The organism is Microbacterium sp. H6, from assembly GCF_003314775.1.
GTDB lineage: Bacteria > Actinomycetota > Actinomycetes > Actinomycetales > Microbacteriaceae > Microbacterium > Microbacterium oxydans.
In genome coordinates, this window is record NZ_QOAY01000027.1 from 1 (window position 1) to 11,127 (window position 11,127).

Annotated in this window: 11 protein-coding genes and 2 pseudogenes; 7 read left to right on the forward strand and 6 right to left on the reverse strand. The window is 68.3% G+C overall.

The window, feature by feature from the left end:
* The 4 genes and pseudogenes from DSP71_RS01175 to DSP71_RS01190 form a co-directional block, all read left to right on the forward strand.
* Nucleotides 1-577, forward strand: a pseudogene (locus tag DSP71_RS01175) (aminotransferase); the annotation flags it as partial.
* A gap of 60 nt (nucleotides 578-637) precedes the next feature.
* Nucleotides 638-1,948 (forward strand): sugar ABC transporter substrate-binding protein, encoded by a 1,311-nt coding sequence (locus DSP71_RS01180; RefSeq protein ID WP_113680152.1) that lies wholly within the window; start codon nucleotides 638-640, stop codon nucleotides 1,946-1,948.
* A 3-nt stretch (nucleotides 1,949-1,951) separates the two neighbouring features.
* A complete protein-coding gene (locus DSP71_RS01185) occupies nucleotides 1,952-2,914 on the forward strand; it encodes a carbohydrate ABC transporter permease (protein WP_058631669.1) in 963 nt (320 codons plus the stop codon).
* Nucleotides 2,911-3,831, forward strand: coding sequence for a carbohydrate ABC transporter permease (locus tag DSP71_RS01190; RefSeq protein ID WP_197077676.1), 921 nt, complete (start codon nucleotides 2,911-2,913; stop codon nucleotides 3,829-3,831). The genes DSP71_RS01185 and DSP71_RS01190 overlap by 4 nt, the downstream gene beginning before the upstream one ends.
* Nucleotides 3,832-3,934: 103 nt before the next feature.
* Here the strand turns inward: DSP71_RS01190 and DSP71_RS01195 are convergent, their stop codons facing one another.
* The 5 genes from DSP71_RS01195 to DSP71_RS01215 form a co-directional block, all read right to left on the reverse strand.
* Complete coding sequence (locus DSP71_RS01195; protein WP_113680153.1) at nucleotides 3,935-4,948, reverse strand: aldo/keto reductase family protein; 1,014 nt, start codon at nucleotides 4,946-4,948, stop codon at nucleotides 3,935-3,937.
* Nucleotides 4,949-5,002: 54 nt separating this feature from the next.
* The gene (locus tag DSP71_RS01200) at nucleotides 5,003-5,524 is read right to left on the reverse strand and encodes a hypothetical protein (protein WP_257021914.1); all 522 of its coding nucleotides are present in this window, start codon (nucleotides 5,522-5,524) and stop codon (nucleotides 5,003-5,005) included.
* Nucleotides 5,525-5,534: 10 nt separating this feature from the next.
* Nucleotides 5,535-5,753 carry a hypothetical protein gene (locus tag DSP71_RS01205; protein ID WP_181800628.1) on the reverse strand — a complete coding sequence of 73 codons (219 nt, stop codon included), beginning with the start codon at nucleotides 5,751-5,753 and terminating at the stop codon, nucleotides 5,535-5,537.
* A 142-nt stretch (nucleotides 5,754-5,895) separates the two neighbouring features.
* Entirely contained in the window at nucleotides 5,896-7,536 is a 1,641-nt protein-coding gene (locus DSP71_RS01210) for a DUF4407 domain-containing protein (RefSeq protein ID WP_061015089.1), read from the reverse strand.
* A gap of 132 nt (nucleotides 7,537-7,668) precedes the next feature.
* Nucleotides 7,669-8,232, reverse strand: coding sequence for a TetR/AcrR family transcriptional regulator (locus tag DSP71_RS01215; RefSeq protein ID WP_113680163.1), 564 nt, complete (start codon nucleotides 8,230-8,232; stop codon nucleotides 7,669-7,671).
* 65 nt (nucleotides 8,233-8,297) lie between these two features.
* On the opposite strand from DSP71_RS01215, the gene DSP71_RS01220 reads away from it, so the two are divergent.
* Nucleotides 8,298-8,975: an NAD(P)H-dependent oxidoreductase gene (locus DSP71_RS01220; RefSeq protein WP_113680154.1), complete on the forward strand. Its 678-nt coding sequence runs from the start codon at nucleotides 8,298-8,300 to the stop codon at nucleotides 8,973-8,975.
* Here DSP71_RS01220 and rlmN read toward each other — a convergent pair.
* On the reverse strand, nucleotides 8,924-10,210 hold the full coding sequence (gene rlmN, locus DSP71_RS01225) for a 23S rRNA (adenine(2503)-C(2))-methyltransferase RlmN (protein ID WP_179515764.1): 1,287 nt from the start codon (nucleotides 10,208-10,210) through the stop codon (nucleotides 8,924-8,926). The two genes, DSP71_RS01220 and rlmN, sit on opposite strands and share 52 nt — an antisense overlap.
* 70 nt (nucleotides 10,211-10,280) lie before the next feature.
* Here rlmN and DSP71_RS01230 point away from each other — a divergent pair, with 70 nt between their 5' ends.
* Together DSP71_RS01230 and DSP71_RS22860 are read left to right on the forward strand one after the other, a co-directional pair.
* The gene (locus tag DSP71_RS01230) at nucleotides 10,281-10,820 is read left to right on the forward strand and encodes a ribosomal protein L7/L12 (protein ID WP_113680155.1); all 540 of its coding nucleotides are present in this window, start codon (nucleotides 10,281-10,283) and stop codon (nucleotides 10,818-10,820) included.
* 62 nt (nucleotides 10,821-10,882) lie between these two features.
* Nucleotides 10,883-11,127, forward strand: a pseudogene (locus tag DSP71_RS22860) (2-dehydro-3-deoxyphosphogluconate aldolase); the annotation flags it as partial.

Consider the following 11,127-nt stretch of genomic DNA (forward strand, 5'->3'; position numbering starts at 1 on the left):
CAACATGCACAAGTGGCCGTGCGCACCGCGGGGCTCGGCTCTTCTGGTCACGACGGCGCCCGACCGCGACGAGCTCTGGCCGCTGATCGACTCCTGGGCCGCGCGCGAGCCGTACCCCTCGCGCTTCGACACGCAGGGCACGATCGACGCGACCACGTACCTGGCCACTCCGACCGCCATCGACTTCATCGAGAGCGAGTTCGGATGGGCAGCGGCTCGCACGGCGATGGCGGAGATCGCCGACGCCGGCGCCGAACTGATCGCCGAGGCTCTGCGCCCGTACAGCGACGAGGACCCCCTCACTCCCCTCCCCTCCCCAGTGCCGTCGATGCGCCTCGTGCGCCTCCCGCTCGGCCTGGGCGCGACGAGAGAGGAGGCCGACGCGCTCCGGATGGATCTGCTCGACGAGGTCGGTGTCGAGACGGCATTCACGAGCTTCCGCGGCGTCGGCTACTTCCGGCTGTCCGCACACCTCTACAACGAGGCATCCGACTACGAGGCCTTCGTCGAACGCTGCATCCCACAGATCCTCCGTCGCGCCGGCATCCGCCAGGCCGACTCCCTCGTCCTTCCCTGAACGCGAGCGTCCGTCCACCCGACCGCAACACCCACCCCCACCCCCATCGAGAGGCACATCGTGAAGAACAAGATCTTGACGACCGCAGCGGGATTCGGCACCGTCGCCGTCCTCGCACTCACCGGCTGCTCCGCAGGCTCCGGCCCCACCGACGACGGCTCCGTCCAGCTGCAGATGGTCGAGAGCCTGACCAACCCCGCCCGTACGGAACTGCTGCGCGGGCTGCTCGACGACTTCGAGAAGGCCAACCCGAAGATCACCGTCACCCTCGTCTCCCCGCCCACCGAACAGGCCGACCAGAAGATCCAGCAGATGCTGCAGTCCGGCAAGGGCGTCGACGTGCTCGAGGTGCGCGACATCACCGTCGGGCCGTTCGCGAACAACGGCTGGCTGTACGACCTCGGGCCCGACCTGAAGAAGTGGGACGGCTGGGACGCGCTGACCGAGAACGCGCAGTCCGCCTCGGTCGCGGAGGACGGGAAGAGCTACTTCGTCCCCTACGGCTTCTACGGGCTGTCGCTGTTCTACCGCACCGACCTCGTGAAGGATGCCGGCTTCGACGGCCCGCCGCACAGCTGGAAGGACCTGCTGGAGCAGGCGTCGGCGATCCAGGACCCGTCGAACAACATCTACGGGTACGCCTTCCGCGGCGGCCAGAACGCGAACAGCAACGTCGTCGCGGCGATCGAGGCCTACACGATCGACGGCCTCGACACGGAGGACGCGTTCCTCATGGAGGACGGCTCGACGATCTTCGCGGCTCCCGAGGCACAGGATGCCGTCGACGACTACTTCGACCTCTTCAAGGAGGCGTCGCCGCCGTCCGCCGTGTCGTGGGGCTACCCCGAGATGGTCGCCGGGTTCACGAACGGCACAACGGCCTTCCTCCTGCAGGACCCGGAGGTCATCGCGACGGTGCAGGACTCGTCGCTGACCGAGGACCAGTGGGACACCGCCCCGCTGCTCGTCGGCCCGTCCGGCAAGGCCGCGCAGCCCCTCGCCGTCGCCGGCTGGGGTGTCGCCGAGAACAGCGAGAACAAGGAGGCGGCGGTCAAGCTGGTCGAGTTCCTGTCGTCCGCCGAGCCCGCGACCGAGTTCGCGCAGGCCAACAGCCTGGTGCCCATCATCGCCTCCGCCGCAGATGACGACTTCTACTCGTCCGGCCCGTGGACCAGCTACGTCACCATGACCGAGGACCCGGAGACCTACGTCAACGTGCGCCAGCCGCGCGGGGTCAGCTGGTGGACCGAGTGGATCCAGAAGTCCGACCAGGACGTGCAGAACGTGCTGCTCGGCAACATGTCCACGAAGGATCTCCTCGCGTCGTGGGATGCGTTCTGGACCGAGAAGTACGCCGCGGAGAAGGGTTGATCCGTGGCCCGCACCGCTCATGAGGGAGGCTCCGTCGGCACTGCTTCGCAGCAGCCGGCCGGCGGGGCTTCCCCGGCATCGCGTCGCCGCCCCTTCCGGGGTCGCACGGCGCTCACGCTGCTGGCGTTCCTCGCGCCGGCGATCGTCTTCGTCTGCTGGTTCACCTACTGGCCGATGCTGCAGGGCGCACGCATGGCCTTCCACGACTGGAACCTGTGGGACCTGACGTCGACGCCGTTCGTGGGTTTCGACAACTTCGTCGCCGTGTTCCGGGATCCCGCCTTCCCGACCGTCGCCTGGAACTCGGTGCTCTGGGTGGTCGGCTCGCTCGTTCCGCAGCTCGTGATCGGCTTCCTCATCGCGCTCGCGCTGCGCAAGCGTTTCCGCTTCCGCGGGCTCTACCAGGCGCTGGTGTTCTTCCCGTGGGCGGTGTCCGGCTTCCTGATCGGCATGCTGTTCCGCTGGATGTTCAACGCCGAGTTCGGCGTCGTCAACGACCTGCTCATGAAAGCGGGCCTGATCGACGCCCCGCTGCCGTGGCTGGCCGACCCGAAGCTCGCGATGTTCGCCGTGATCGTCGCGAACATCTGGTACGGCGTGACCTTCTTCGCGATCATGATCCTCGCAGCTCTGCAGTCGGTGCCGGACGAGATGCTGGAGGCGGCGAGCCTGGACGGCGCCGGCAAGGTGCGGCAGCTGTTCTCCATCATCATCCCGTACATCTCGATGACGCTGCTGCTGACGATCCTGCTGCGCGTGATCTGGATCTTCAACTTCCCCGACATCATCTACGCGATGACGAACGGCGGCCCGGCCAACCAGACCCACATCATCACGACCTGGATGATCAACTACACGCAGCAGGGCAACTACGGCATCGCGAGCGCCATCGGGCTCATCGTCGTGGCATTCCTCATGGTCTTCTGCGCGTTCTACCTGATGGCGATGCGGAGAGTGCAGCGATGACCATCACCTCATCCGTCCGGACCGGATCCTCGGTCACGGAGACCCGTCGCATCACGGTCCCCGACCCGAAGGCCGCACCGCGCCCGAAGCCCCGTGTCACGGCGGGCGGTGTGGTGCGTGTCGTCGGCCTGGGGCTGTGGCTGCTGATCACCCTGTTCCCGCTGTACTGGATCACGCTCACCGCGTTCAAGTCGCCGGGGACCATCAACCGCTTCCCGATCGAGTACTGGCCGAGCGAACCCTCGCTGGACAACTTCACGAGCCTGTTCGAGAAGAGCTCGTTCGGGACGTTCCTGGCGAACTCGGCCATCGTGGCGGTTTCAGCCGGGGCGGTGGCGACGCTCATCGCGCTGCTCAGCGCCTACGTGCTGGCGCGGTTCGAGTTCCGCGGCAAGGGGGCGGTGCTCATCGCGTTCCTGTTGACGCAGATGATCCCGGCGTTCATCGCCCTCGGACCGCTGTACTCGATGATGACCGACCTCGGCCTCGTCGACACCAAGCCGGGGCTCATCCTCGTCTACATCGCGATCTGCATCCCGTTCTCCACGGTCATGCTGCGGGGCTTCTTCGAGAACGTCCCCGACGCGCTCGAAGAAGCGGCGATGATCGACGGCTGCTCGCGCCTTGGCGCCCTGTTCCGGGTGCTCGTGCCGGTGATGACCCCCGGCATCATCGCGGCGTTCATCTTCAACTTCGTGAACTGCTGGAACGAGCTGTTCCTGTCGGTCGTGCTGATGAACACCGACGCGAACCGCACCGTGCCATCGGCGCTGAACGGCTTCATCTCCACGTTCAACATCGACTGGGGCTCCATGAGCGCCGCGGCCGTGCTGACGATCCTCCCGACGATGGTGATGTTCGCCCTCGCCAGCCGCTGGATCGTCCAGGGCCTGACCGCCGGCGCGGTGAAGGAGTAACCCAGCGCCGAGACCCACCCCCAACGCCGAGACCCACCCCCGCACACGTCAGCGGGAGTGGGTCTCGGCGTTTCCGATGGGTCTCGGCGTCTGGATCAGGAAGTCAGACGAGCCGGGACTTCGGTGAGACCGAGTAGGTGTTCTCGGCGTCGCGGTTGACCGTGTCGCCGAGAGCCTCGTCGATCGCGGTCATCGTGTCGGCGTCGAGCTTCACACCGGAGGCCTTGACGGTCTCGGCGAGCTGCTCCGGACGGGAGGCGCCGACGAGGGCCGCCGCCACGTTCGGGTTCTGCAGCACCCACGCGATCGCGAGTTGCGGCATCGACAGCCCCGCCTGCTCCGCGATCGGCTTGAGGCGCTGCACTGCGGTGAGGATGCCGTCCTGCAGGAAGCTCTTGATGAAGTCGGCGCCGCTGTGCGGGTCGGTCGCCCGAGAGCCCTCCGGAACCGGCTGACCCGGCAGGTACTTTCCGCTCAGCACACCCTGCGCCATCGGCGACCAGACGATCTGCGAGATGCCGAGCTCCTCAGACGCCGGGACGACCTTGCCCTCGATGACCCGCCACAGCATCGAGTACTGCGGCTGATTGGAGATGAGCTGGATGCCGAGCTGCTTCGCCAGCGCGTGCCCTTCACGCAGCTGCTCCGCGGTCCACTCCGAGACGCCGATGTAGAGCGCCTTGCCCTGACGGACCACGTCGGCGAAGGCCTGGAACGTCTCCTCGAGCGGGGTCTCGTAGTCGAAGCGGTGCGCCTGGTAGAGGTCGACGTAGTCGGTGCCGAGACGCGTCAGCGAACCGTTGATCGACTCGAAGATGTGCTTGCGACTCAGGCCCGTGTCGTTCGGACCCTTGGGCCCGGTCGGGAAGTAGACCTTGGTGAAGATCTCCAGCCCTTCGCGACGCTGACCCTCCAGGGCCTTGCCGAGCACGACCTCGGCCGCCGTGTTCGCGTAGGTGTCCGCAGTGTCGAAGGTGGTGATGCCGGCGTCCAGGGCGGCGTGCACGGTCTTGACCGCGGCGTCGTCCTCGACCTGCGATGCGTGCGTGACCCAGTTGCCGTAGGTGATCTCCGATACCTTGAGACCACTGTTGCCGAGATAGCGATAGTTGACCATGGATCAACGCTACTGGCTGCCCGCGCCGGCGGGGCCGGATGGAGGCGGACGGCCTCAGTCGGGCGCTGCGGCACCGCTTCGGCGCGCGGAGACCACGGCCCCCACAGCGACGAGCACGACCCCCGAGAGCACACTCACGACATAGAGCGGCACAGCCCAGGGCGAGTAGTCGCCGCCGCTGATGCCGAAGGCGTCGGCGAGCCCCATGCCGGCACCGAACGAGGCCGCGAAGTAGCCGATCGCACCGAGCATCAGCAAGGCCAGGAATCCCATCACCGGGACGAGCGGGTGCGCGCCCGTGCGGACCGCGACGACCGCGAGCACCACGGCGAGTGCGACGCCGATGCCGAGGACGAGAAGAGCCTGACCCGGCATCAGGCTCTCCCCGGCTTCCGACATCGCGAAACGAATCTCGTCGAGCGTTCGACCAGGGGCTGCGGCGAGCGGGTTGAGCACGAGGATCTGCACGGCGGCGAACGCGGCGTAGGCGAGGACGGCGAGCACACCGACGATCGAGATCCACAGAGTCCGGCGCTGCATCCGTGTCATGCGGGTCATGCGGGTCATCCGGGTCATCCGGGTCATCCTAGGAACGCATCCCGAGAGTCTCCCGATACTCGCGCCACGCCCCACCGAGACGGCGGGTGCCCTCCTCCAGCACATCGTCGGGCGCGGTGAACGGGATGCGGATATGGTCGTCCGGCGAGACCGACACGGCGAACGCGGCGCTTCCGGCGATCGAGACGCTGATCACCGGAGCGCACTGGGCACGCACACCGTCCACCGTGGCGCTGATCCGCTCCATCGCCGTCGCCGTCCGCGACGACCCGGCGCTCCGAACCACCCGGATCCGCGACATCGAACCAGAGCAGGCACCACCGATGTCGGAGCGGATTCCTGAGCTCCTCTGAGCACCAGCCGACCGGCTCCCTGCCACGTGGCTCAGCTCAGCCGATCGTCGGACGAACCAGCTGCTCCTGCTCCTCGAGCGTCTGCGCCTGCGCGCGCTTCTCGGCTCGCTCCCGCTCCTGCGCCTCGGCCGCCTCCCGACGTTCCGCGCGCGTCTGCGGCTCGCCGGAACCGGACTCCGCCTGTATCTCCTGGGATTGATCCGTCACGATCTGCGCACGGTCGCGGAACCCCTCGGCCGTCACCTTGTCGAGGGCGACCTGCTTGCGGATCGCGGCGGCCTTCTCGTAGAGACTCGGGTCGCCATAGCTCGTGAGCACCTTGACCAGCACCGGCAGCAGCTCGATCATGAAGAACAGGGCCGCGATCAGGATGTGCGCCCACAGGATCGTGGGCTCCTTCTCGCTGAGTCGGTTCAGTCCACTGATCTGGCTGAGCAGGCCGACCGCTCCCGCGTTGCCCTGCGCCACGGCATCGGCGCGCGCGTTGTACGCGGCGAGCGCCTGGTCGTAGGAGTCACGAGCCGTCGGCAGCTGCGACTTCGCCTGCTCACGGTTCTGCGCCTCGGACGAGGTGGTGTTCTCCTTGGCCGCGGTGCCGGCGGCGGCGAGCTCCTCGTTCGCGGTGCGCAGCTGTGCGGCGAGCGCGTCGTAGGTCTGCTGTGCTTCGGCGAGCTGGGCCTTGGCGGCATCGGAGCTGGCACCCTGGCCGTTGACGCCGGTGCAGCCGGGAACAGTGCCGGCGCCTTCACCGGTCAGCTCGCACTGATACAGCACCCGAGCCTGATCGATCACGGCCTGCTGGGCGGTCATCTTCGCGGTGACGTCATCGACCGTGGCCTGAGCCGCCGACTCGGTGGCCGACGAGGAGTCGGTTCCTGCGACGATGCCCGTGGCCGCCTGGTTCTCGAGCTCGGCGACCTTGGCGGAGGCCGCGTCGAGCGCGATCTTCTCCGGACCGGACTCGAGAGCCTCCTGGTCGGACTGCGACTGGGTGATGTTGGTGGAGGCGACCTCGCGGGCGATGTCGTTGTGGAAGATCTGCAGCACGAGCGGCTCTGCCACGACGAAGCCGATGATCGCAGCCATGATCACACGCGGGATGGCGAGCCCGATGAGGCGCCAGACATTCCTCGTCGAGCTCATGGTCGAGGTGAGGAAGCGGTCGAGGTTGAAGATGATGAGCGCCCAGACCAGCGCCAGCGGCACGGCCAGCCAGACCGCCGCCTGCACGCCGGTGGTCAGGGCGAACAGCATCGAGATCGCGGACACCAGCGCGGTGCCTGCGAGCACGAAGAACATCTGCACGAAGCGGGGCGTCTCACCGGGGACACGGTCGAGGATCTCGCCCTCCGCACCGCCGAGGATCGCGAGGGTGCGAGCGCGCGAGCCGGGAGCGCGGGGTTCGCGCTTCTTGCGGGGCCGGCGGACACGGGGCGCACGTGCGGGCTTCACCGGGGCGGATGCGTCCGGGGCGGGCGCTGCGGTCTCTTCTGCGGTGACGGCGTCGGCGATCGGGGTCGCCTCGGACGAGGACGCGTCTCGGGCGGCGTCTTCGGGTCCGGTGGGCTCGAACTCGCGCAGGAAGTCGAGGTCATCCGTGACGGCGTCGGGTTCGCTGTCGAGGATGATCCGACCCTGCGAGTCGTAACGACCCGGTCGATGGGCGGAATAGGGCATTCGAACAATCTACGAAAGATCGCCTGTGGAAAACGTGGAAGAGTCCTTTGCGGCCTCTCAGGTTGGCTGCTGCCGTCGCGATATTCCAGCCATCTGCGGCCATTCGGGTGTCATATCGCGACCGGAGCGGCGTCAGAGCTGCCGGTCGAGCGCGGCAGCGTAGGTCTCGAGTGCCGCGTCGAGGGTGAAGTGGCCGGCGGCGGCGAGGGTGCCCAGCCCGTGGATCAGCCCCCACAGCGCCACCGCATCGGTCGGACGATCGAGGCCGGCGCCGACGGCTGCCTGGGCGAGCACGGCTTCGAGTCCGTCGATCAGCGGGGCCATCGTGGCCGTGGGCGAGCCGGGGATGCAGACCGTGGGGTCGTACACCGCGTCGAACGCATGCGGATGCTCGACGGCGAAGCGGATGTATGCGCCGCCGCCGGCGGTGAGCGCGGCCTCGGGCGTCGACGCGGACTCGGTCGCCGTACGCACCTGTTCGAGGAGGTCGGCCATGCTGCGTTCGGCGATCGCCTTGAGCAGTCCGAGCCGGTCGGAGAAGTGGTGGTACGGGGCGTTGTGGCTCACGTTCGCGGCCCGTGCGACCTCGCGCAGGCTGATCTCGGCCGCGGGCATGCGCTCCAGCAGCTGCATCGCCGCGTCCTCGAGCGCACGGGCGAGATCGCCGTGGTGATAGCCGTCCTTCGAACTTGACATGAGCAACATCCTCTCCTATCTTGACAGTGTCCACCAGCTTGACACTGTCCAGATAGGAATCAGCCATGCCCGCTCTCGTGATCGACGGCCACCCCGACGCCCGCTCCCTGACCGCGTCGCTCGCGCAGCGCTATGCGGCGGGGCACGGTGACGCACGCGTACTCGCCCTGCGGGACCTCGACTTCGACCCGAGCCTGCGCTTCGGCTACCGCGAGCGCATGACGCTGGAGCCCGACCTCGTCGACGCGAAGCGTGCGTTGCAGGAGGCCGACACCGTGGTCATCGCGACGCCGCTGTGGTGGGGCTCCGTCCCGGCGCTGCTCAAGGGCTTCTTCGACAGGGCCCTGCTACCGCAGCAGGAGTACCGCTACAACAAGCTCGGGCTCCCCGACGGGCTGCTGCCGGCGCGGCACGGCCGGCTGCTGCTGCTCGCGGACACGCCCTGGTTCTTCGCACCGTTCACGGGACTGCCCGCGCAGACCCACGTCGCCCGCGGAACGATGCGCTTCTGCGGGATCCGCTCGGTGCGCACCCATCGCATGCTCGGCGTCAAGGATGCGACGCCCGCGACCATCACCCGGTGGCTCGACCGCGCCGAACGACTCGGCGCCGCTGACGGACGCCGCGACGGCATCCCTCAGGCCGACTCGACGCCTCGGGCCGACTCGACGCCTCAGGCCGACTCGACGCCTCAGGCCAGTGCGGCGGAAGCCGCCTCGTCCTCGGTCGTGGCGACGAGCTGACCGCACGCCCCGTCGATCTCCTTGCCGCGGGTGTCGCGGAGGGTCGTCGGGATGCCGGCGTCGTTGAGCCTGCGCACGAACTCGTCCGTCACATCCTTGTCCGACGACGTCCAGATGGAGCCGGGGGTCGGGTTGAGCGGGATCGGGTTCACGTGCACCCACCCGCGTCCGCGCTGGTTGAGCTTGTCCGCCAGCAGGTCGGCGCGCCAGGCGTGGTCGTTCATGTCCTTGATCAGCGCGTACTCGATCGAGACGCGACGACCCGTCTTGGCGTAGTAGTCGTAGGCCGCGTCGAGGGCCTCGTCGACCTTCCACCGCGAGTTCACCGGGATGAGCTCGTCGCGCAGATGGTCGTCCGGGGCGTGCAGCGAGAGGGCGAAAGTGACCGGGATGCCCTCATCGGCGAGCTTCTTGATCGCGGGTACCAGGCCGACGGTCGAGACCGTGATGCCGCGAGCGCTCATGCCGAGGCCGTCGGGCTGCGGGGCGACCATCGTGCGCACGGCGTCCATCACGCGCTTGTAGTTGGCGAGCGGCTCACCCATGCCCATGAAGACGATGTTCGAGACACGCTCCATGCTGTGGTCGTCGGCCTTCTTGCCGCCCAGGCCACCCTCGGCGATCAGCCGGTTGGCCCGCACGATCTGCTCGATGATCTCGGCGGTCGACATGTTGCGGGTCAGTCCCGCCTGTCCGGTCGCGCAGAACGGGCAGTTCATGCCGCAGCCTGCCTGGCTCGACACGCACAGCGTGATGCGGCCGGGGTAGCGCATGAGCACCGATTCGACCAGGGCCCCGTCGTGCAGGCGCCACAGGAACTTGATCGTGTCACCGCGGTCGGTCTCGAGGCGTCGCACCTCGGTGAGCAGCGGCGGCAGCATCCCGGCGACGAGCTGCTCCCTGGTGTCCGCGGGGAGGTCGGTCATCTGCTCGGGGTCCGACGTGTAGTGCCGGAAGTAATGCGTCGCGAGCTGCTTCGCACGGAAGCCGGGCAGGCCGAGCTCCTTCACCCTGTCGATGCGCTCGGCCGGGGTGAGGTCGGCGAGGTGCACGGGGGGCTTCCCGCGCTTGGGGCTCGCGAACTGCAGGAGCGGGCGCCCTTCGGCATCCTTCTGCTGCGTCCAGCCCTCGGTCGCAGGGCGCACCTGCGGCTTCTTGGTCTCGCGGACGGCCCCCGAACGCGACGACGCGGGTGCTGCGGGGCGCGTCTCGCGCGTGCGGGGAGTCTCGGTCATACCTTCCAGGGTACGCGGTGGCGGATGGGAAGACCCCGGGCGCGAGCGGCTGCCTCCCTAGACTGAGGCCATGGATGCCGTGCTGTGGATCATCGCGATCGTCGTCGGCCTGATCGTGGTCGTCGCCGTCCTCGCCGTGGCCGTCCGGGGGATGCGCCCGAAACTCCCGGATCCCCCGGGGTTCTCCACCGCCCCGCACACCGCCCCTTCCGCCTCCGCCGCTGCGACTCCAGGGCTGACCCCGGAGGTCGTCGCCGAGGTCGACCGCCTCGTGGTGGCGGGTCAGAAGATCCACGCCATCAAGCTCTACCGCGATCACTCCGGCGTCTCGCTCAAAGACGCGAAGGACCGTATCGAGCACTGGTCGGTCAGCACGACGGCTCCGCACCCCGCAGCCGTCTCTCACACGACCGCGCCGCATTCGTCGATCACCGCGACCCCGTCGTCGGTCCGCGCCTCGCTGCCGCCGTCGGTGGCCTCCACGATCGACGCGCAGGTCGCGGGCGGCTCGGCCATCGCGGCGATCAAGACCCTCCGCGAGCACACGGGGCTCGGACTCAAGGAGTCCAAGAACGTGATCGACGCCTGGCCGCACACCCACACGTCCTGATCGAGTTGTCATTACAGGCTGCGCCCAGGAGAATGGACGAGCCCGCCCGATGAAGGAGCCCCATGCCCGACCGTCTCGACCGCGCCCGCACGACCGGCATCCTCGCCGTCCTCCGCGCCCCCTCCCCTGAACTGGCCCTCGAGGCCTCGGAGGCGATCATCCGCGGCGGGGTCACGGGCATCGAGGTGACCTTCTCCACTCCCGACGCCCCCGCCGTCATCCGCGAGCTCATCACCCGCCACGGCGACACCGCCTACGTCGGGGCCGGCACCGTCACCACGGCCGCGCAGGCCGAGCAGGCTGCAGA

Bases quoted from the DNA above. Each gene is read 5' to 3' on its own strand.
- DSP71_RS01190 (WP_197077676.1), top strand. From the start codon at position 2,911: ATGACCATCACCTCATCCGTCCGGACCGGATCCTCGGTCACGGAGACC.
- DSP71_RS01205 (WP_181800628.1), bottom strand. From the start codon at position 5,753: ATGGAGCGGATCAGCGCCACGGTGGACGGTGTGCGTGCCCAGTGCGCT.
- DSP71_RS01230 (WP_113680155.1), top strand. From the start codon at position 10,281: ATGGATGCCGTGCTGTGGATCATCGCGATCGTCGTCGGCCTGATCGTG.
- DSP71_RS01220 (WP_113680154.1), top strand. From the start codon at position 8,298: ATGCCCGCTCTCGTGATCGACGGCCACCCCGACGCCCGCTCCCTGACC.
- rlmN (WP_179515764.1), bottom strand. From the start codon at position 10,210: ATGACCGAGACTCCCCGCACGCGCGAGACGCGCCCCGCAGCACCCGCG.
- DSP71_RS01210 (WP_061015089.1), bottom strand. From the start codon at position 7,536: ATGCCCTATTCCGCCCATCGACCGGGTCGTTACGACTCGCAGGGTCGG.
- DSP71_RS01195 (WP_113680153.1), bottom strand. From the start codon at position 4,948: ATGGTCAACTATCGCTATCTCGGCAACAGTGGTCTCAAGGTATCGGAG.
- DSP71_RS01215 (WP_113680163.1), bottom strand. From the start codon at position 8,232: ATGTCAAGTTCGAAGGACGGCTATCACCACGGCGATCTCGCCCGTGCG.
- DSP71_RS01200 (WP_257021914.1), bottom strand. From the start codon at position 5,524: ATGACCCGGATGACCCGCATGACCCGCATGACACGGATGCAGCGCCGG.